The 19264-nt window shown below is 72.2% G+C and carries 19 protein-coding genes and 1 pseudogene; 9 read left to right on the top strand and 11 right to left on the bottom strand.

The features are described from left to right. Nucleotides 1-70 precede the first annotated feature (70 nt). From OG618_RS22990 to OG618_RS22975, 4 genes and pseudogenes are all read right to left on the bottom strand, one after another. Nucleotides 71-325, bottom strand: coding sequence for a Txe/YoeB family addiction module toxin (locus OG618_RS22990; protein ID WP_329489428.1), 255 nt, complete (start codon nt 323-325; stop codon nt 71-73). Further along, nucleotides 322-603 (bottom strand): type II toxin-antitoxin system Phd/YefM family antitoxin, encoded by a 282-nt coding sequence (locus tag OG618_RS22985; RefSeq protein ID WP_329489427.1) that lies wholly within the window; start codon nt 601-603, stop codon nt 322-324. The genes OG618_RS22990 and OG618_RS22985 overlap by 4 nt, the downstream gene beginning before the upstream one ends. A 199-nt stretch (nt 604-802) precedes the next feature. After that, entirely contained in the window at nt 803-1876 is a 1074-nt protein-coding gene (ychF, locus tag OG618_RS22980; protein WP_329489426.1) for a redox-regulated ATPase YchF, read from the bottom strand. A gap of 75 nt (nt 1877-1951) precedes the next feature. Next, a pseudogene (locus OG618_RS22975) lies at nt 1952-2346 on the bottom strand (VOC family protein). Between the two features lie 257 nt (nt 2347-2603). On the opposite strand from OG618_RS22975, the gene OG618_RS22970 reads away from it, so the two are divergent. Continuing rightward, nucleotides 2604-3161, top strand: a complete 558-nt coding sequence (locus OG618_RS22970; RefSeq protein ID WP_329489425.1) for a DUF6542 domain-containing protein — start codon at nt 2604-2606, stop codon at nt 3159-3161. Nucleotides 3162-3267: 106 nt separating this feature from the next. Here the strand turns inward: OG618_RS22970 and ppgK are convergent, their stop codons facing one another. Both ppgK and OG618_RS22960 read right to left on the bottom strand, forming a co-directional pair. Next, entirely contained in the window at nt 3268-4017 is a 750-nt protein-coding gene (gene ppgK, locus OG618_RS22965; protein ID WP_329489424.1) for a polyphosphate--glucose phosphotransferase, read from the bottom strand. A 142-nt stretch (nt 4018-4159) separates the two neighbouring features. Continuing rightward, a complete protein-coding gene (locus tag OG618_RS22960; RefSeq protein ID WP_329489423.1) occupies nt 4160-5134 on the bottom strand; it encodes a 4-hydroxy-3-methylbut-2-enyl diphosphate reductase in 975 nt (324 codons plus the stop codon). A gap of 87 nt (nt 5135-5221) precedes the next feature. On the opposite strand from OG618_RS22960, the gene OG618_RS22955 reads away from it, so the two are divergent. The 4 genes from OG618_RS22955 (at nt 5222) to OG618_RS22940 (ending at nt 8848) form a co-directional block, all read left to right on the top strand. Continuing rightward, a complete protein-coding gene (locus OG618_RS22955; protein WP_329489422.1) occupies nt 5222-6565 on the top strand; it encodes an APC family permease in 1344 nt (447 codons plus the stop codon). A 35-nt stretch (nt 6566-6600) separates the two neighbouring features. Further along, a complete protein-coding gene (gene xseA / locus OG618_RS22950; protein ID WP_329489421.1) occupies nt 6601-7821 on the top strand; it encodes an exodeoxyribonuclease VII large subunit in 1221 nt (406 codons plus the stop codon). A 61-nt stretch (nt 7822-7882) separates the two neighbouring features. Beyond that, complete coding sequence (locus tag OG618_RS22945; protein ID WP_329489420.1) at nt 7883-8134, top strand: exodeoxyribonuclease VII small subunit; 252 nt, start codon at nt 7883-7885, stop codon at nt 8132-8134. Nucleotides 8135-8245: 111 nt separating this feature from the next. Then, nucleotides 8246-8848 carry a malonic semialdehyde reductase gene (locus OG618_RS22940; RefSeq protein ID WP_329489419.1) on the top strand — a complete coding sequence of 201 codons (603 nt, stop codon included), beginning with the start codon at nt 8246-8248 and terminating at the stop codon, nt 8846-8848. Between the two features lie 93 nt (nt 8849-8941). On the opposite strand, the gene OG618_RS22935 is transcribed toward OG618_RS22940, so the two are convergent. After that, the gene (locus tag OG618_RS22935; protein WP_329489418.1) at nt 8942-9457 is read right to left on the bottom strand and encodes a DUF4245 domain-containing protein; all 516 of its coding nucleotides are present in this window, start codon (nt 9455-9457) and stop codon (nt 8942-8944) included. Between the two features lie 237 nt (nt 9458-9694). Between OG618_RS22935 and glpX the strand changes: the two genes are divergently transcribed. Further along, entirely contained in the window at nt 9695-10735 is a 1041-nt protein-coding gene (glpX, locus tag OG618_RS22930) for a class II fructose-bisphosphatase (protein WP_329489417.1), read from the top strand. Nucleotides 10736-10858: 123 nt separating this feature from the next. Here glpX and OG618_RS22925 read toward each other — a convergent pair whose 3' ends face one another. Next, the gene (locus tag OG618_RS22925; protein ID WP_329489415.1) at nt 10859-11251 is read right to left on the bottom strand and encodes a WhiB family transcriptional regulator; all 393 of its coding nucleotides are present in this window, start codon (nt 11249-11251) and stop codon (nt 10859-10861) included. Between the two features lie 284 nt (nt 11252-11535). After that, nucleotides 11536-12273, bottom strand: a complete 738-nt coding sequence (locus tag OG618_RS22920; protein WP_329489414.1) for a DUF1707 SHOCT-like domain-containing protein — start codon at nt 12271-12273, stop codon at nt 11536-11538. A 156-nt stretch (nt 12274-12429) separates the two neighbouring features. Between OG618_RS22920 and OG618_RS22915 the strand changes: the two genes are divergently transcribed. After that, nucleotides 12430-14097, top strand: coding sequence for a fumarate hydratase (locus OG618_RS22915; protein ID WP_329489413.1), 1668 nt, complete (start codon nt 12430-12432; stop codon nt 14095-14097). Nucleotides 14098-14197: 100 nt separating this feature from the next. Here the strand turns inward: OG618_RS22915 and OG618_RS22910 are convergent, their stop codons facing one another. Continuing rightward, nucleotides 14198-14956 carry a GntR family transcriptional regulator gene (locus OG618_RS22910; protein WP_329489412.1) on the bottom strand — a complete coding sequence of 253 codons (759 nt, stop codon included), beginning with the start codon at nt 14954-14956 and terminating at the stop codon, nt 14198-14200. 204 nt (nt 14957-15160) lie between these two features. On the opposite strand from OG618_RS22910, the gene OG618_RS22905 reads away from it, so the two are divergent. Then, nucleotides 15161-15478 (top strand): hypothetical protein, encoded by a 318-nt coding sequence (locus OG618_RS22905; protein WP_329489411.1) that lies wholly within the window; start codon nt 15161-15163, stop codon nt 15476-15478. Nucleotides 15479-15596: 118 nt separating this feature from the next. On the opposite strand, the gene OG618_RS22900 is transcribed toward OG618_RS22905, so the two are convergent. Then, nucleotides 15597-15848 carry a hypothetical protein gene (locus OG618_RS22900; protein ID WP_329489410.1) on the bottom strand — a complete coding sequence of 84 codons (252 nt, stop codon included), beginning with the start codon at nt 15846-15848 and terminating at the stop codon, nt 15597-15599. Nucleotides 15849-16063: 215 nt separating this feature from the next. Here OG618_RS22900 and OG618_RS22895 point away from each other — a divergent pair, with 215 nt between their 5' ends. Further along, complete coding sequence (locus tag OG618_RS22895) at nt 16064-19042, top strand: AfsR/SARP family transcriptional regulator (protein WP_329489409.1); 2979 nt, start codon at nt 16064-16066, stop codon at nt 19040-19042. Nucleotides 19043-19264: the final 222 nt, after the last annotated feature.

The raw sequence follows: 19264 nt of genomic DNA, 5'->3' as shown, positions 1-19264 counted from the left end.
TGCGAAAACGTCGATTCCGAGGGCCCAAGTCAGCACGGAATCAGCACCGTGACAGCACGCCAGGGCCGGGTCAGTAGTGGTAGCGGGCCGCCAGGATGATGATTTCCCGGTCAGTGACCAGATAGACGAGGCGATGCTCGTCATCGATCCGCCGCGACCAGGCCCCTGGCAGGTGGTACTTCAGCGGCTCGGGCTTGCCGATCCCTGTGAACGGATCGCGCAGGACGTCCTCGATGAGCTTGTTGGTCCTCGCGAGCATCTTGCGATCGTTCTTGAGCCAGGACGTGCAGTCCTCCCAGCCCTGTTCTTCGAAGACGAGCCTCACTCGACACCCCGCCCGGCATCAGCCGAGTCGGGGTCGATGAGCGTGCGCTCGGAGAGCCCTATGCCGTTCAACGCATTGTCGTACGCCTTCAGCAGGCGACGCGCGTTCGCCGGCGAACGCAAGAGGTAGGAGCCCTCCCGCAAGGAGGCGTAATCCTCGGCGGAGATGAGCACGGCATTTCCGTGCTTGGACACGATTTCGATGGCGTCATGATCCTCGTTGACCTTCTTGATCAACGGGAAGAGATCCCTGCGGGCCTCGCTCGCGGTGATGGACATGGGCGTACCCCTTCGGCGAGTAGTACCGGATAACGTACCACTCAAGCGAGAGCTTCCGGGCGGATCGATGGCCGGTACGGACTCCCGCAAGTCAGCACCAAGTCAGCACGGAAACGAGGAGAGGGGCGGACTCCGGGGAGTCCGCCCCTCTCTGACCTGCACACTTGTCAAAATCAGTTGACATGCAGTAATGGTTTGATCACACGTTGAAGCGGAACTCCACGACGTCGCCGTCCTGCATGAGGTATTCCTTGCCCTCGATGCGGGCCTTGCCCTTGCTGCGGGCCTCGGCGATGGAGCCGCAGGCGACCAGGTCGTCGAAGGAGATGATCTCCGCCTTGATGAAGCCCTTCTGGAAGTCGGTGTGGATCACACCGGCGGCCTCGGGGGCGGTGGCGCCCTTCTTGATGGTCCAGGCCCTGGTCTCCTTGGGGCCCGCGGTGAGGTAGCTCTGCAGGCCGAGGGTCTCGTAGCCGACCCGGCCGAGGGTGGCCATACCGGTCTCCTCCTGGCCCATGGACTGGAGGAGCTCCAGCGCCTCGTCCTCGTCCATGCCGATCAGCTCGGACTCGATCTTGGCGTTCAGGAAGATGGCCTCGGCGGGGGCGACCAGGGCGCGCTGGGCCTCCTTGAACTCCTCGTCGACCAGCTCGTCCTCGTCGACGTTGAAGACGTAGAGGAAGGGCTTGGTGGTGAGCAGGTGCAGCTCGCGCACCGAGGAGGCGTCGAAGCCCACCTCGAAGAGGGTCTTGCCGGTCTCCAGGATCTTCTGGGCGGCCTCGGCGGCGGCCAGCGTGGCGGCCGACTCCTTCTTGAGCCGGGCCTCCTTCTGGAGCCGCGGCAGCACCTTCTCGATCGACTGGAGGTCGGCGAGGATCAGCTCGGTGTTGATGGTCTCGATGTCGTCCTTCGGCGAGACCTTGCCGTCGACGTGCACCACGTCCGGGTCGACGAAGGCCCGGATGACCTGGCAGATCGCGTCGGACTCACGGATGTTCGCCAGGAACTTGTTGCCCAGGCCCTCGCCGACCGAGGCGCCGCGCACGATGCCCGCGATGTCCACGAAGTCCACGGTCGCCGGGAGGATCCGCTGCGAGCCGAAGATCTCGGCGAGCTTCTTCAGCCGGGCGTCCGGGACACCGACGACGCCGACGTTCGGCTCGATGGTGGCGAACGGGTAGTTGGCCGCCAGCACGTCGTTCTTGGTCAGGGCGTTGAACAGGGTCGACTTGCCGACGTTCGGCAGGCCGACGATTCCGATCGTGAGCGACATGAAGCGCAGTCCCGTGGGCTTGGAGGAGTTGGGTCGGCACCGTGCGGGCCGATCGCCCAGTCTACGGGCAGCGGGTCAGGCGCCCGCGTCCACCGGCAGCGGCTCCAGGAACTCCAGGCGGTTGCCCACAACCGGTCGCTGGAGTGGAACCGGCGGTGACCCGGCAGGGCGTCGTCCCAGACGACCTCGTGGCCGTGCGCGGCCAGCCGCTCGGCGAGCGCGTCCAGGGCGCGCACCTGGATCCCCGGGTGGCCCTTGCGGGCCGGACGGAACTCCGGAACGACGCCCAGGTGCACCTCCACCCCGCCGCCCCGGAACCAGCAGCCGCCGCGGGCGGCCAGGACCGGGGGCTTGGTCAGCTCGGCCATGCCCAGGACGCCGTGCCAGAAGGCGCGGCACTCGTCCTCGGCGCCGGCCGGGATGTCGAGCTGCACGTGGTGCAGGCGTTCGAAGGCGAATCCGCCGGTCATGAGCCCCCCATGGTCGAGTTGAGCGACGATCACACCAGTACTCCGTCCGGAGACACGGAGCAAGGTCCTGTGGCCCATTACACAGTGTGGCGATGATCGGACCGTACGTTGGGTGGGTGGAGCAGCGCATCCGAACTCAGCCGCCAGGGCCCAGACGCCGACCGCCTAACGGCGCGGCCGGGGCCGCCGTCCCCGGGCCCGGGCGGGCCCCCGAGACCGACGAGGGCTCCGCCGCACCCGCCTCCCGGCTACGCGCCGTGGCCGGCGGAGCCGAGCGCGGCCGCCCGGGCGCGGGCCGGACCGGGCTGCGCCTGCCGTTCGGACCGCGCACCGGCGAGCGCGAGGACGCCCGGGACGACGCCCGCGGCGGCGAACGGGGCGGCGCCCGCCGCGGCGGCCACCCGGACAGCCGGCTCTACGGGCGCCGGCGCACCGGGCGGCCGACCCGGCTGACCGCGATCGGCACCGGCGTGGCCGCGACGGTCGCGACCGTCGCCCTGGCGGGCGTGGACCGGATGCTCTTCGGCGGTCTCGGGGTGCTGTTCGGCATCGGCTACCTGGTCATCTGCTTCCAGCTGGCCGTCCGGGTGCGCTTCGCCGACCTGCTGGCCGCCCCGATCAGCGGCCCGATCGCCTTCGCCGTCGCCCTGCTGCTGCTCGGCCCGGTCACCTCCTCGGGCCTGACGGCCCAGGTGGTGGCGCTGGCGACCGGTCTCGCGACGCGGGCCGGCTGGCTCTTCACCGGCACCGGCCTGGCCGCGGCCATCGTGCTCGCCCGCTTCGTGGCCCAGCGGCGGATCCACCGCGACCGCTGAGGAGTGGGACGTCGGACCGGCCGACTTCCCGCCCCCGACCCGGCCCGACCCGCCCCCGGCCCACTCCCCGACCCGGCACCGTACGCGGCCGCGAAGGCCGGACCGGTCAGCCGGTGGAGGCCCGGGCCGCCGCCATGGCCGCGCCGACGATCCCCGCGTCGTTGCGCAGCTCGGCCGGGACCACCCGCGCCTCGCGCTCGCGCAGCACCGGCAGGAACTTCTCGTGCTTGCGGCTCACCCCGCCGCCGATCACGATCAGCTGCGGCGAGAAGAGCATCTCCACCAGGTCGAGGTACTCGTCGACCCGCCCGGCCCACTGCTCCCAGCTCAGGTCGTGCCGCTCCTTGGCGGCCGAGGAGGCCCGCCGCTCGGCGTCCTTGCCGCGCAGCTCCAGGTGGCCCAGCTCGGTGTTGGGCACCAGTGCGCCGTCCACGAAGAGCGCGCTGCCGATGCCGGTGCCGAAGGTCAGCACGAGGACGACGCCCTGCTGGTCGCGGCCGGCCCCGTGGACGGTCTCGGCGAGACCCGCCGCGTCGGCGTCGTTGAGCACCACGGCCGGCAGGTCGAGCGCCTCGCGGAACAGGCCCGCCGCGTCCAGGCCGATCCAGCCCTTGTCGACGTTGGCCGCCGTTCTGGTCTGGCCGTTCACCACCACCCCGGGGAAGGTCAGCCCGACCGGTCCCTGGTGGTCGAAGTGCCGGACCACCTCGCGGACGGCGGCGACCACGGCCTCCGGGGCCGAGGGCTGCGGGGTGAGGACCTTGTGCCGCTCCTGGGCGAGCACGCCCCGGGCGAGGTCGACGGGAGCACCCTTGATGCCCGAACCGCCGATGTCCACACCGAATACCGCCGTCATGACGACCGCCCTCCGCGTAACCGTTGTCCACAGGCCTGTGCACAGCTGTGTACAAAACTACGAGAGCGCGGCCGGGCGCGCACGGCCGCGCGCAGCGGAGAACCCGGCGCCCGCGCGGGGCACCGGGTTCCCGGGAGGTCCGTTACAGCTTGCCGGCGGCCTCGGCGCGCAGGTCGCGGCGGAGTTCCTTGGGCAGCGAGAAGGTCAGGTGCTCCTCGGCGGTCTTGACGGTCGACACGTCGCCGTAGCCGCGCGCGGCCAGCCACTCCAGGACGCCGTCGACCAGGATCTCCGGCACCGAGGCGCCGCTGGTCAGGCCGACCGTGGTGACGCCGTCCAGCCAGGACTCCTGGATCTCGTCGGCGAAGTCCACCAGGTGGGCGGCCTTGGCGCCGTACTCCAGGCCGACCTCGACCAGGCGGACCGAGTTGGAGGAGTTCCTGGAGCCGACCACGATCAGCAGGTCCGTCTCGGACGCCATCTGCTTGACGGCGACCTGGCGGTTCTGGGTGGCGTAGCAGATGTCGTCGCTGGGCGGGCTGACCAGCAGCGGGAAGCGCTTCTTCAGCTCGCCGACGGTCGCCATGGTCTCGTCCACCGAGAGCGTGGTCTGGGAGAGCCAGACGACCTTGGACTCGTCGCGGACCTCGACGTTGGCGACGTCCTCGGCACCGTCCACCAGGTGGATCCGGTCCGGGGCCTCGCCCATGGTGCCGACGACCTCCTCGTGGCCCTCGTGGCCCACCAGCAGGATGTCGAAGCCCTCGTCGGCGAAGCGGACGGCCTCCTTGTGCACCTTGGTGACCAGGGGGCAGGTGGCGTCGATGGTGGCGAGCCGGCCCTCCTTGGCCTCGTCGTGGACGGACGGCGCGACGCCGTGCGCGGAGAACACCACGATCGAACCCTCGGGCACCTCCTCCGTCTCGTCGACGAAGATCGCGCCCCGCTTCTCCAGGGTCTGCACCACGTACTTGTTGTGGACGATCTGCTTGCGGACGTAGATCGGCGCCCCGTACTGCTCCAGGGCCTTCTCCACGGCGATCACGGCGCGGTCGACGCCCGCGCAGTAGCCCCGGGGGGCGGCGAGCAGGACACGGCGCTGCGCGGTGTTGGACATGGCTCCATCGTACGGGCGGCGGCGAGCCGCGCCGACGGAAGGCGCCTTCGAGCCGGATCCGGTCACCGGTGCTCAAATGTGGACGTGATGAGCGATCGAGTCGACGACGGCGGCCTGCGGCGCAGCCTGGGCGTGCGCGATCTGATGGTCTACGGGCTCCTGTTCATCGCCCCGATGGCCCCGGTCGGCGTGTTCGGTGTGCTGGACGCCAAGAGCCACGGCGCGGTGGCGGCCGTCTATCTGGCCGCCACGGTCGCGATGGGATTCACCGCGCTCTCGTACGCCCAGATGGTGCGGGCGGTGCCGCGGACCGGCTCGGTGTTCGCCTACGCGCGGGCCGGGCTGGGCGAGGGTCCGGGGTTCATCGCCGGCTGGATGGCGATGCTGGACTACCTGCTGATCCCGGCGGTGGCGTACCTCTTCTCCGGCATCGCCCTGAACTCGCTGGTCCCGGACGTCTCGCGCTGGGTGTGGACGGCGCTGGCGGTGGTGGTCACCACCGCGCTCAACCTGGCCGGGGTGCGGACGGCGGCGGTGGTCGGCCTGGCGGTGCTGGCGCTGGAGATCGCGGTGCTGGCGGTCTTCGTGGTGGCGGCCGTGGTGGTGCTGGCCCGGGACGGGGCGCAGCGCGGCTGGGACACGCCGTTCACGGCCGTCGGCGGCTTCTCTCCGACGGCCGTGATCTCGGCCGTCTCGGTGGCCGTCCTGTCGTACCTGGGCTTCGACGCGATCGCCACCTTCGTGGAGGAGGCGGTCGGCGCCTCCGCCGCGGTGGCGCGGGCGGTGCTCTGGTGCCTGGCCCTGGCCGGGGTGCTGTTCGTGCTGCAGACGTACCTGGCGGCGCTGCTGGAGCCGCTGACCCCGCAGCAGCTGGCGGCGGATCCGGCCGCCCAGGGCTCGGCCTTCTACGACACCGTGGAGCGCGGGGTCGGGCACTGGCTGCACGTGCTGGTGGCGGCGAGCAAGGCGATCGGCGCGGCCTTCGCGGCGCTGGCCGGGCAGGCGGCCGCCGGGCGGCTGGTCTTCGCGATGGGACGGGAGGGGCGGCTGCCGCGCTTCCTGGCCGCGGTGGACCCCGACTCGGCGGTGCCGCGCCGGGCGCTGCTGGTGGCCGCGGTGATCACGATGGGTGCGGCCGTCTGGGCGGCGAACCGGGACGACGGGCTGGACCAGCTGACCTCGGTGGTCAACGTCGGCGCGCTGACGGCCTTCGCACTGCTGCACGCCTCGGTGATCGGCTGGTACGTGGTGAAGCACGGCTCGCGGGACTGGGCGCGGCACCTGGTGGCGCCGCTGCTGGGCATCGCGGTGATCGGCGCGGTGGTCTACGAGGCCTCGTCCACCGCGCAGCTCACCGGGGCCGTCTGGCTGGCGGTCGGGCTCGTCGTGCTGCTGGTCCAGGGGGCCGCGGCCGCTGGGGTCCGCCGCTGACCTCCCTGTCGGCATCCGCCGCTAGCCTCATACGCATGGCCAACACCAGCTCCCCCGAAGCCCCGCTCCCGGTCGGCAAGGTCTCCGCGCTGATCGGCGGCTGGATCGACCGGCTCGGCGCGGTCTGGGTGGAGGGCCAGATCACCCAGCTCAGCCGGCGGCCGGGCGCGGGGGTGGTGTTCCTGACCCTGCGCGACCCGCAGGCGGACGTCTCCCTGACGGTGACCTGCTTCCGCTCCGTCTTCGACGAGGTCGCCGACGCGGTGCAGGAGGGCTCGCGGGTCATCGTGCACGCCAAGCCGGAGTGGTACGGGGCGCGCGGCCAGCTGTCGCTGCGGGCCGCCGAGATCCGGCTGGTGGGGCTCGGCGAGCTGCTGGCCCGGCTGGAGCAGCTGAAGCGGCGCCTCGCCGGGGAGGGCCTGTTCGCGGCCGAGCGCAAGCGGCCCCTGCCGTTCCTGCCGCAGTGCGTCGGCCTGGTCACCGGGCGCGGCTCGGCCGCCGAGCGGGACGTCCTGGAGGTCGCCCGGCGGCGCTGGCCGGCCGTCCGCTTCGAGGTGCGCAACGTGCCGGTGCAGGGCGTCAGCGCGGTGGAGCGGGTCGGCGCGGCGGTGCGCGAGCTGGACGACCACCCCGAGGTGGACGTGATCATCGTGGCCCGGGGCGGCGGCAGCGTGGAGGACCTGCTGCCGTTCTCGGACGAGGCCCTGGTGCGGCTGGTCGCGGCCGCCCGGACGCCGGTGGTCAGCGCGATCGGGCACGAGCCGGACCAGCCGCTGCTGGACTTCGTCGCCGACCTGCGCGCCTCCACCCCGACCGATGCGGCCAAACGGGTGGTGCCGGACGTCGGCGAGGAGCTGACGAAGGTCCTGACCCTGCGCGACCGGGCCCGGCGGCAGGTGCTCGGCCGGGTCGAACGGGAGCAGCACGGGCTGGACGGCGTCCGAAGCCGCCCGGCGCTGGCCGCGCCGCGCCGGATGCTGGACGGCCGCGGCCAGGAGGTGGAGGCCTTGCTGGAGCGGGCCAGGCGCACCCTCGGGCACCGGCTGGACCACGCGCAGAGCGACCTCGGGCACACCCTGGCCCGGGTGGTCGCCCTCTCCCCCGCGGCCACCCTGGAGCGCGGCTACGCGGTGCTGCAGCGCGCGGACGGCACGGTGGTGACCGATCCGGCCCAGGTCGAGGCGGGCGACGCGCTGCACGCCCGGGTGGCGGGCGGCGGCTTCGACGTGACGGCCGGCCCCACGGCCAAGCCCTAGCCGCCGGCCGCGCGGGCGGTGGTGGGACGGCGCTGTCGGCGTCACGCCCTACGCTGGCTCCATGGCTGAGCAGGAGCAGGTGGAGGCGGCGCCGCGGACCCCCGACGACGCGCTGGGGTACGAGCACGCCCGGGACGCGCTGCTGGAGGTCGTCCGGCAGCTGGAGAACGGCGGCACGTCGCTGGAGGAGTCGCTGGCCCTCTGGGAACGCGGCGAGCAGCTGGCGAAGGTCTGCCAGCGCTGGCTGGACGGCGCCCGGGCCCGGCTGGACGCCGCGCTGGCCGCCGAGGAGGGCGGGGCCGCCCCGGAGTGACACGTGTCACACGCCCCCGGGGAACAGTTGAATCTTCACTCATGTTGGGATCCAGTGATCGGCGCCGCCGGTCGACCGACGAACCCCGTCCCGCATGAGGTGCAGACAAGCATGACCACCGACGCCCTGGTACTCGACGCCGCCGCTCAGGACCTGCTGTTCCGTGACGCCCGCACGGCGAACACCTTCACCGACGAGCCGGTCTCCGAGGAGCAGATCCAGGCCATCTACGAGCTGGTGAAGTTCGGCCCGACCGCGTTCAACCAGCAGCCGCTGCGCGTCGTCCTGGTCCGCTCGGCGGAGGGCCGCGAGCGCCTCGTCCAGCACCTGGCGGACGGCAACAAGGCGAAGACCGCCGCCGCGCCGCTGGTCGCCATCCTGGCCGTGGACAACGAGTTCCACGAGGAGCTGCCGACCCAGCTGCCGCACTTCCCGCAGGCCAAGGACCTCTTCTTCACCGAGCGTCCGGTGCGCGAGTCCTCCGCGGTGCTGAACGGCGCCCTGCAGGCCGGCTACTTCATCATCGGCGTGCGCGCCGCGGGCCTGGCCGCCGGCCCGATGACCGGCTTCAACGCCGAGGGCATCAACAAGGAGTTCTTCGCCGACGGCGAGCACTCGGTGCTGGCCGTGGTGAACATCGGCAAGCCGGGCGAGGACGCCTGGTTCCCGCGTTCGCCGCGCCTGGCCTACGACGAGGTCGTCACCACCGTCTGACCGGTGGCACGCAGGAAGGGCCCGCACCGTTCGACCGGTGCGGGCCCTTCCGCGCGTTCCACCGCCGGGCAGCCGGCTCCGCCCGCCGCTTGGCTACTTGAGCGCCTGCGCCAGCTCGGCCAGCTCCTCGTACGAGGCGGTGCCGGTGAGCACGGTGGTGCCGCCGCCGCTCTGGAAGGTGAGCGCGCGGGACTTGCCGCCCTGGATCCGCTCCCAGACCCGCCCGGCCACCTCGGAGCTGCCGTCCGGCTTGCCGTCGGCCACCAGCGAGCCGACCAGCGAGCCCGGGGCGATGTCGCTCTGCTCGACCGCCGCGTACTGACCGGCGGGGGTGACGAAGCCCAGGTGCCAGGCGTTGCCCCGGCCGCCGCCCAGCGACGCCGGGTCGTACTTGACCGAGGTGGCCCGCCACTTGTCGGAGAGGCCCTCCGGGGCGAGCAGCGGGTACGGTGCGGCGCGCTTCGCCGAGGCCGCGGCCACCTTGTACTCGACCGTGCGCACCCCGTCGCCGCCGGCGTCGTGCGGCAGGAACAGGTACCCGACCCAGACCACCAAACCGACGGCCAGCATCGACAGGACCATGTCCCGTACCGACTGCCGGCTCCTCATGCCCTTGCTCTCTCCAGCCACCCCCACATGGTGACTCATCCCTTACGGGACACCGGCACCCGGGGGTGCCCACGTATGGGTGATCCGGGACGAACGGGCCGATTCCGACCGGGGGTGGCGACCCGCGCCACAGACAGTCATCTCTTGGGCAGATACGATCGCAGGACCCTCACCACGGCGTTCGACCTGGCAGTAGTCGGGCGCTTACTGGCCGTCGCGTACAGAGAGGTAACGACGATGACCACGCAGTACCCGCACAATCTCCCCAGCGCCCTTGAGGTCGCTCCCGCGGCTCCGGACCGGAACCTCGCGCTCGAGCTCGTCCGGGTCACCGAGGCGGCCGCGATGGCCGCCGGCCGCTGGGTCGGCCGTGGCGACAAGAACGGCGCCGACGGCGCCGCCGTCAAGGCCATGCGCACCCTCGTCTCCACCGTCTCCATGAACGGTGTCGTCGTCATCGGCGAGGGCGAGAAGGACGAAGCACCGATGCTCTACAACGGCGAGCGGGTCGGCGACGGCACCGGCGCCGAGTGCGACGTCGCGGTGGACCCGGTCGACGGGACCACCCTGACCGCCAAGGGCATGAACAACGCCGTGGCCGTGCTGGCCGTGGCCGACCGCGGCACCATGTTCGACCCGAGCGCCGTGTTCTACATGGACAAGCTCGTGGCCGGCCCGGAGGCCGCCGAGTTCGTCGACATCACCGCGCCGGCGGCCGTCAACATCCGCCGGGTCGCCAAGGCCAAGGGCAGCGCCGTCGAGGACGTCACCGTGGTCATCCTCGACCGGCCGCGCCACGAGGGCCTGGTCCAGGAGATCCGCGAGGCGGGTGCCCGGATCAAGTTCATCTCCGACGGCGACGTGGCCGGCGCCATCATGGCGGCCCGCGAGGGCACCGGCGTCGACCTCCTGATGGGCATCGGCGGCACCCCCGAGGGCATCATCGCGGCGTGCGCGATGAAGTGCATGGGCGGCGTCATCCAGGGCCGGCTCTGGCCCAAGGACGAGGCCGAGCGCCAGAAGGCCCTCGACGCGGGCCACGACCTGGACCGGGTGCTCACCACCGACGACCTGGTCAGCGGCGAGAACGTGTTCTTCGTCGCCACCGGCATCACCGACGGCGAGCTGCTGCGCGGCGTGCACTACCGCCAGGAGACCGCCACCACCAGCTCGCTGGTGATGCGCTCCAAGAGCGGCACGATCCGGGAGATCCACTCGACCCACAAGCTGTCCAAGCTGCGGGCGTACAGCGCGATCGACTTCGACCGCGCCAACTGAACCGGCTCCCGGCCGCGTTCCAATGCCCCGCGGCTTCGGCGAAATCCCCCTTCGCCGAAGCCGCGGGGCGTTCGCGTACCGCGCCGGGCGCCTCGCGTACCGCCCGTCGCCCGGTCAGCCCGGTCAGCCCGCGATGCGGCTGCGGGCGGCCGGGATCCGGGCGGCCTCGTGCAGGTCGGTCTCCCGGCGCCGCCGGCGGGCCAGCACCACCCGGCGCTCGGCGGCCGTCAGCCCGCCCCACACCCCGTACGGCTCCGGCTGCGCCAGCGCGTGCTCGCGGCACTCCAGCAGCACCGGGCAGCGCGCGCAGACCTGCTTCGCCCGCTCCTCGCGCGAGAGCCGGGCCGCCGTCGGCTCCTTGGAAGGAGCGAAGAACAGGCCCACCTCGTCCCGCCGGCAGGCCGCGCCGGTGTGCCAGGGATTGTCGTCGCCCTGCGACTGGGCAACCGGCGGGCGCTCCAGCACCCGGGCGGCGGCGACGGGCGAAGTGGTGCGGGACTCGATCGGATGCAGCACGGCCGTACTCCTGACGAGGCTCTCGGACACGGGGAAGCTCGCTCCCCTGTCCGGCTGCGAGCCCCCGCTCTTCACCCCCCGAGCCGGCCTCAGGCCGCCTCCGGTGCGCAGCCGTACAAGAAGCGATGTGCGAGAGGAACTACCCTGCCGCACCGCGATTCATGCACACTGCACGCAATCGACTACAGCCTGCACTCGCCGCAACACCGAGTGCCCGGGCGGGAGTTGTTCCCGCCCGGGCACTCGGTCCGGCCCTGCGCAGGTCAGCGGCCCGCAGCGGGCCCCTAGTCGGTGCCGAGCTGCTTGCGCACCCACTCCTTGAGCTTCTTGCCCTTGCGCGGCTTCGCCTCGCAACCCCCGAACACCGCGGCGCCCTTGACCCGGACGACCGGCGCGTACGGGTCGGCCGCGGTCTGCTCCTTGACGTCGAAGCCACCGAAGATGCCGACCCCGCTGCCGTGCAGGCTGACGTTCTCCGGCACCTTGATCTCGACGCCGCCGAAGATGGCGATCACCTCGATCTCCACCTCGGGCGACTCGAAGACGGCATCCGTCAGGTCGATCTCGACCCCGCCGAACGCCGCGACCGCCCGCAGGTGCGAGCCGACCCGCCAGCGGCCCCGGCGGGAGGCCCCGCCGAAGATCGCCACCATGGTCGGCGCCTCGTGCCGCGCCGGCAGCCGCACCGGGCCGGACGGCCGGGCCTCCGGCGCGCCCAGCGGGGCCTTCTCGAAGGAGATCGACCGGTGCGCGGGGAGGTCCCGGGTGAGCGGCACGAGGTCGCCCAGCGTCTTGGCCCCGTAGGCGGCCTCGATCCGCTCGGCGTGCTCGTCCACGTTCAGGCGGCCCTCGGCATAGGCGTCGCGCAACAGCTCCGCGACCCGCTCGCGGTCGGCGTCCGAGGCCCGCATCTCGGCCTCGGCGACCGGGGTCCGGTCGACCCGGGCGGGCGGCTCGCCCCCCGGCTTGGTGATGGCTACGGGCGACTGCCCCTGGTCGTCCTGCGACGGCGAGTTGTCCACGGCCCAAGCCTAGTCAACCGGGCAAGTCCCGTACGCGTGTACGAGTGACCCCGGTCACGCAGGCCGACCTGTCCGCGTGCGACGTTCCGGCGGGTCCTACCCTTGAGGGTGCTTCGCCGACGCAGCCGCATCACTGGAACACTAAGGACCGCCCCCATGGCTCCCACGCCGGATTTCGAGTACAGCGACCTGCTCCCCCTGGGCGCTGACCCGACCCCGTACCGCAAGCTGACCTCCGAGGGTGTCTCCACCTTCGAGGCCGGCGGTCGCACCTTCCTCCAGGTCGAGCCCGAGGCCCTGCGGCTGCTCACCGCCGAGGCGATGCACGACATCTCGCACTACCTGCGCCCCGCCCACCTCGCCCAGCTGCGGCGCATCCTGGACGACCCGGAGGCCAGCCCGAACGACCGCTTCGTCGCGCTGGACCTGCTGAAGAACGTCAACATCTCGGCCGGCGGCATCCTGCCGATGTGCCAGGACACCGGTACCGCGATCGTCATGGGCAAGCGCGGCCAGTCCGTGCTGACCCGGGGCGGCGACGAGAGCGCGATCGCGCACGGCGTCTACGACGCGTACACCAAGCTCAACCTGCGGTACTCGCAGATGGCCCCCGTGACCATGTGGGACGAGAAGAACACCGGCAACAACCTGCCGGCCCAGATCGAGCTGTACGCGACCGACGGCGACGCCTACAAGTTCCTGTTCATGGCCAAGGGCGGCGGCTCGGCCAACAAGTCGTACCTGTACCAGGAGACCAAGGCGATCCTGAACGAGGCCAGCATGCTCTCGTTCCTGGAGCAGAAGATCCGCTCGCTCGGCACCGCCGCCTGCCCGCCGTACCACCTGGCCATCGTGATCGGCGGCACCAGCGCGGAGTTCGCGCTGAAGACCGCCAAGTACGCCTCCGCGCACTACCTGGACAACCTGCCGACCGAGGGCAACGCCCGTACCGGGCACGGGTTCCGGGACCTGGACCTGGAGGCCAAGGTCACCGAGCTCACCCAGCGGATCGGTATCGGCGCGCAGTTCGGCGGCAAGTACTTCTGCCACGACGTGCGCGTCGTCCGGCTGCCGCGGCACGGGGCCTCGCTGCCGGTCGCGATGGCCGTCTCCTGCTCGGCCGACCGCCAGGCGCTGGGCAAGATCACCGCCGAGGGCGTCTTCCTGGAGCAGCTGGAGACCGACCCGGCGAAGTACCTGCCGGACACCACCGACGAGCACCTCGACGACGACGTGGTGCGCATCGACCTCGACCAGCCGATGGCCGCGATCCGGAGCGAGCTGTCCAAGTACCCGGTCAAGACCCGGCTCTCGCTCACCGGCACGCTCGTGGTCGCGCGCGACATCGCGCACGCCAAGATCAAGGAGCGGCTGGACGCCGGCGAGGGCATGCCCAAGTACCTCCAGGACCACCCGGTCTACTACGCCGGCCCGGCTAAGACCCCCGAGGGCTTCGCCTCCGGCTCCTTCGGCCCCACCACGGCCGGCCGGATGGACTCCTACGTCGACCAGTTCCAGGCGGCCGGCGGCTCGATGGTGATGCTCGCCAAGGGCAACCGCAGCAAGCAGGTCACCGACGCCTGCGCCGCGCACGGCGGCTTCTACCTCGGCTCCATCGGCGGCCCGGCGGCCCGGCTGGCCCAGGACTGCATCAAGAAGGTCGAGGTGCTGGAGTACGCGGAGCTGGGCATGGAGGCCGTCTGGCGCATCGAGGTCGTGGACTTCCCGGCCTTCATCGTGGTGGACGACAAGGGCAACGACTTCTTCCGCGAGACCACCGAGGGCCCGCTGATCACCAGCCTGCGGGTGCGCTCCAAGGAGTAGCGGCCGGGCGCTCCGCCGTCCGCCCCGACCGCCCCGGCCGCGAACTCCGCGACCGGGGCGGGCGCGCGCGGGGGGCTCACGCGGTCAGGCACGCGGGCGCTCAGGCGTCGAAGTCGTACTCCAGCACGTAGGACGCCGCGTCGAGCGTCATCTCGTTGAGTTCGACGACCTGGCCCTCGTCGGCGAAGGCGGTGCGGCATATCAGGATGACCGGCGTGCCCGCCGACAGCTCCAGCCGGACGCCCTCCTCCGCGCTGGGCATCCGCGACCGGACCTCCTCGCGGAAGTGCACCGGCTTGGCGCCGATCTCGGCCAGCCGCGCATAGGTACCGCCCGGCCCGGTGTCCTCCCGGGTGATCGCCGTCCCGGCGACCAGCTCCGCCGGCAGGTAGGACGTGGAGAGCAGCACCGGCTTGCCGTCCAGCACGAACCGTCTGTGCCGCACGCACATCGGCGCCCCCGGATCGACCCCGAGCACCCGCGCCACGTGCTCCGGCGCGCCCTGCTCGGTGACCGACACCTGGTCCACCACCAGCGTCCGGTTGTCGATGTCCGCCGACCATATGGACCGTCCCGATCCCCACTGCCCCTGCGCGAGCCGCTGGATGCCGCGCCGCCGCAGCGGCCGGAAGTCCCGGACGAAGACCCCGGCGCCCTTGCGCGCCTCGGCGATGCCCTCGCTCTGCAGGACGCCGAGCGCCTGGCGGGCCGTCATCCGGGCCACGCCGTAGGTCTCCATGAGGTCGTTCTCGCCGGGCAGCCGGTCGCCGGCGCGGTACTCCCCGGTGTCGATGGCCGCCTTGAGCGCGTCGGCGATCCGCTGGTACTTGGGCCGTTTCCCGCCGCTGCTGCCGACCATCGCCTGCTCCCTCGTCCTCGCGGAAATCGTAGGCCCACCGCCGGCCGCCGGTACGTCGGTATGACCGGTCGGGCCCGTTGACATCTCTAGAGATATTAGCTTCTCTAGAGATGCTGGGTAGTCGCCGAGCAGAACACAGGCACCGACAGCGACCAGGACCGGCGCATCCACCGCCGCGTCCGCAGCAGAGCAAGGAGCACTGCGGTGAGCACCCGTAAGCGCAACGCCGCGGCCTACCGACCGCGTGTGGGTGAACTCGTCCTCGACACCAGGACCGGACGCACTGGCATCTACATGGACACCCTCGGCGGAGAGCACTACCTGCGGCCCCCGGGCGGCGGCCGCGAGTGGACCGCCCCACCCGACCGCGTCGGCCCGGCACCCGACCCGTCCCCCGACGACCCCGGCCCGGCCCCCGGGCCGCCCCGCCCCCGGACCGCGCCGGAGAGCCGGGCCCGGCTGAGCGCCCGGCTCGCCGCCCGCAACCAGGACTCGCGCCTCAACGAGAGCCGGGTCGCCTGAGGGGCCCGGCCGCCGGAGCCGGCGGTGGCCCCGGTGGGAGGGGACGCGGCGCCGGGCAGAACGACGAGCGCCCCGCGCCCCACCGAGCGCGGGGTACGGGGCACCGGCTTCCGAACGACTACGGACGGCTGGCGATGACGCCCTGGGGCTCGTACGGCCCGTCCTTCTCGGTCTTCGGCGCGACCGGCTCGACGATCCGGTCGGCCTCGCCCCCGAAGAGGTCGTCCTCCAGGTCCGCCTTCCGGTCGGCGGTCGGCTCGGTGTACTCGGCCTGGTCCGGGGACGCGGCCACCGCGCCCTCGACGGCCGCGCCCGCCTCCGCAGCGGCCTCCGTGGTCGACGCGGGGGTGTCGCGCTGGTCGTTGGCCATGGGCGGCCGCCTTTCGGTCATCAAATGTCTTCCGCCCCACCGGTTTGGTGCGGGCACGCCGTCAGTATCGTAGGGCTGATTAAATGTCCGATAAACATCGTGCGGCTTGCCGGTTCGTCCGGCAGAGTCGGCCCTCCGCCTAAGCTGAAGCCATCACACGGCGGACCGCCGAGCGCCCTTCACGGAATCGACAGCACAGGCCATCGGGGGATTTCATGGAGTTTCGGGAGACGCCGCCCGCGTCGGCGCTGCGCTTCCAGGTACTCGGTCCCGTACAGGCCTGGCTCGACGGCGCCCCGGTGCCCCTCGGCTCACCGCAGCAACAGGCCGTCCTCACCGCACTGCTTCTGCACGGCGGCCGTCCAGTCACCACCCAGGATCTCGTCGACGGGCTGTGGGGAGATCGGCCCCCGACACAGGCCATTGCCGCATTGCGGACATATATCTCGCGCCTTCGCGCCGTCATCGAGCCGAAGCGCGAAATTCGCCGCCCCGCCGAACTGCTCGTATCGGTCAGTGACGGGTACGCACTGCGTATTCCGCCCGATGCCCTGGACGTCACGGTCTTCGAGAGCCGGGCGTCCGAGGCCACCGCGGCCCGGGTGGCCGGGGACCTGCACGAGGCGCACCGCCTCCTGGTGGGCGCGCTCGGCCTCTGGACCGGCCGGGCGCTGACCGGCGTTCCCGGCCCGTACGCGGAGTCCCAGCGGCTGCGTCTGGCCGAGCGGCACGTCACCGTCTCCGAGGAACGGTGTGCGGTGGCCCTCGACATCGGCCTGCACGCCGACATGGTCGGCGAGTTGAGCTCCCTGACCGCCGAACACCCGCTCCGGGAGCGGCTGCGCGAGCTGCTGATGCTCGCGCTCTACCGGTGCGGCCGCCAGGCGGAGGCGCTCGGGGTCTACACGGACACCCGGAAGCTGCTGATCGACGAGCTCGGCGTCGAACCCGGCGCCGGGCTCTCCACCATGCACTCCCGCATCCTGGCCGCCGACCCCGCCCTGACCCTCCCCGCCGTCGCCCCGATCGGCGCCGCCGCCCGGGAGGACGCGCCGCTCCCGGTGACCCCGCCGGCCCAGCTGCCCGCCGACGTCTCGGACTTCAGCGGACGCACCGAGCTGGTCGCCGACCTCTCCGCCGTCCTGATGAACGCCACCGGCCAGGCCGTGGTCGTCACCTCGCTGGCCGGCATCGGCGGCGTCGGGAAGACCACTCTCGCCGTCCACGTGGCGCACCGGGTGCGCGCCGAGTTCCCGGACGGACAGCTGTACGTCGACCTCCGGGGCGCGGGCGCCTCGCCCGCCGACCCGGCCGTGGTGCTCGGTGACTTCCTGCACGCGCTCGGCGTCACCGAGACCCCCGACTCGCTCGACCAGCGCGCGGCGCTCTACCGCTCGCTGCTCGCCAGCCGGCGGATGCTGATCCTGCTGGACAACGCGCAGGACGCCCAGCAGATCCAGCCGCTCATCCCCGGGGTGTCCGGCTGCTCGGTGCTGGCCACCAGCAGGTCCCGGCTCGCCGGAATCCCCGGCGCCCACCTGGTCGACGTCGAGGAGCTGACGCCCGAGGAGGCGCTCACGCTCTTCTCGGCCATCGTCGGCGAGCAGCGCGTGACGGCCGAGCCCGAGGCCTCCATGGCCGTGGTCACCGCCTGCGGCTTCCTGCCCCTCGCCGTCCGGATCGCCGCCGCCCGGCTGGCCAGCCGGCCGCGCTGGAGCGTCTCCGACCTCGCCCGGCGGTTAGCCGATCAACGGCGCAGGCTGGACGAGCTCCAGCTCGGCAACCTGGCGGTGGAGACCACCATCGGACTGGGTTACGCGCAGCTCTCCGCCCCCGAGGCGCGGGCCTTTCGACTGCTCTCCCTGATCGACTCTCCGGACCTCCCGCTGTCGTCCGTGACCGCCCTGCTGGGCGTCGACGAGCACACCGCCGAGGACCTCGCCGAGGCGCTCGTCGAGGCGAACATGCTGGAGTGCTTCGCTCCGGGCCGCTACCGGTACCACGACCTCCTGCGGCTCTACGCGCAGCGCAAGAACGAGCGGATCGGCGACGTCGAGGAGCAGCACGCCGCGGTGCGGCGGCTGCTCGACCTGATGCTGCCGACCGTCCGCAACGCCGCCCAGGCGATCGAGCCGGACGACCAGCTGCCGGAGCCGCTCAACGGTCTGAACTCCCCCGGTCTCAGCCTGTCGGACGGCGAATCGGCCCAGGCGTGGCTGCGCAGCGAGATCGCGGTGCTGCTCAGCCTGGTCGAGGCCGCCGTGAGCGGGCCCGGCGAATTGCTGCGACCCGCCGTCGACCTGCTGATCGTCCTGGACAGCCTGGTGGAGGACCCGACCCACGGTCCACGGGTCCGGCGGATGCTGGAGGTCGCCGACCACAACGCCGAGTCGTACCAGGACTCCGCCGTGCTGGCCCGGGTGCACTTCGCCCGCGGCACCCTGCAGTCGGTCACCAACGACTTCCAGAGCGCCGAGCGTTCGCTGCTGAAGAGCCTGAGCCTCCAGGACAGCGACGACCTGACCATCCTGCGGTCGATGGCCACCAACACCCTGGGCATCATCCTCAGCGTCGCCGACCGCTCCGCCGAGGCGCTGCCCTTCTTCGAGCAGTCCCTCGCCATCAGCCGGGTGGTGGGCGCCCCCATCGGCGAGGCCCGGCTGCTGGGCAACATCGCCCGGGCGCAGCTCGACGTCGGGGACGCGCGGTCCGCCGTCCGCTCCGCCACCGACGCGGTGGCCAGCGCCCGGGCCTCGAAGAACGGCCCCTGCCTGGCCGACACGCTGTACCAGCTGGGCGTCGTGCTCTCCTCCGGCGGCGCGCCCGGCACCGCCGTCGCCCACCTCCATGAGGCGCACCGACTCTACCGCTCCCAGCAGAACCGCCTCCGCGAGGGCTACACGCTGGCCCGCCTCGGGGTGAGCCTGCTCGCCGCCGGGCAGCACGCGGACGCGGCCGAGGCGGCCGAGGAGTCGCTGGCGATCGGGCAGGAGATGGACTCCGCCTACTGCCAGGGCCTCGCCAACGCCGCGCTCGGCGAGGCGCTGCTCGGCCTGGCCCAGCCGGCCCGCGGGCTGGCCTGTCTGCGCGAGGCGCACGCGATCTTCACGCGGCTCGGTGTGCCCGAGGCCTCCCCCGTGGCGGACCTCATCTCCCAGCAGCACACCGAGCCCCTCTCTCCCCCCGCGCCGTAGGCCCCGCACACCCCCGTGCTTCCCCCGTGGGGGCCGACCCCCGTGCGTTCGGTGCTCCCGCAGCCCCCCGGCTGCGGGAGCACCCTCAACGCTTCCCCGGCGCTGGACTCCACTGTGCACCGGGCCGATTGACGTTCGATAAACGTCGCCTTGCCGGCCCCGGACGCGGACGGATCCGCAGGTCGGGAGCGTGCTCCGACGGGCCCCGCGGCGTGCGGCGGC

The sequence above is a fragment of the Kitasatospora sp. NBC_01246 genome, from assembly GCF_036226505.1.
GTDB lineage: Bacteria > Actinomycetota > Actinomycetes > Streptomycetales > Streptomycetaceae > Kitasatospora.
The sequence above is the reverse complement of the archived record's forward strand: the minus strand, read 5'-3'. Positions and strand labels throughout refer to the sequence as shown.

Coding starts and splice junctions, on each gene's coding strand:
- OG618_RS22895 (WP_329489409.1), top strand. CDS start 16,064: ATGGAGTTTCGGGAGACGCCGCCCGCGTCGGCGCTGCGCTTCCAGGTA.
- OG618_RS22985 (WP_329489427.1), bottom strand. CDS start 603: ATGTCCATCACCGCGAGCGAGGCCCGCAGGGATCTCTTCCCGTTGATC.
- ppgK (WP_329489424.1), bottom strand. CDS start 4,017: ATGACGGCGGTATTCGGTGTGGACATCGGCGGTTCGGGCATCAAGGGT.
- OG618_RS22935 (WP_329489418.1), bottom strand. CDS start 9,457: ATGAGGAGCCGGCAGTCGGTACGGGACATGGTCCTGTCGATGCTGGCC.
- OG618_RS22900 (WP_329489410.1), bottom strand. CDS start 15,848: ATGGCCAACGACCAGCGCGACACCCCCGCGTCGACCACGGAGGCCGCT.
- OG618_RS22955 (WP_329489422.1), top strand. CDS start 5,222: ATGAGCGATCGAGTCGACGACGGCGGCCTGCGGCGCAGCCTGGGCGTG.
- OG618_RS22960 (WP_329489423.1), bottom strand. CDS start 5,134: ATGTCCAACACCGCGCAGCGCCGTGTCCTGCTCGCCGCCCCCCGGGGC.
- OG618_RS22910 (WP_329489412.1), bottom strand. CDS start 14,956: ATGGTCGGCAGCAGCGGCGGGAAACGGCCCAAGTACCAGCGGATCGCC.
- OG618_RS22945 (WP_329489420.1), top strand. CDS start 7,883: ATGGCTGAGCAGGAGCAGGTGGAGGCGGCGCCGCGGACCCCCGACGAC.
- ychF (WP_329489426.1), bottom strand. CDS start 1,876: ATGTCGCTCACGATCGGAATCGTCGGCCTGCCGAACGTCGGCAAGTCG.
- OG618_RS22940 (WP_329489419.1), top strand. CDS start 8,246: ATGACCACCGACGCCCTGGTACTCGACGCCGCCGCTCAGGACCTGCTG.
- OG618_RS22915 (WP_329489413.1), top strand. CDS start 12,430: ATGGCTCCCACGCCGGATTTCGAGTACAGCGACCTGCTCCCCCTGGGC.
- glpX (WP_329489417.1), top strand. CDS start 9,695: ATGACCACGCAGTACCCGCACAATCTCCCCAGCGCCCTTGAGGTCGCT.
- xseA (WP_329489421.1), top strand. CDS start 6,601: ATGGCCAACACCAGCTCCCCCGAAGCCCCGCTCCCGGTCGGCAAGGTC.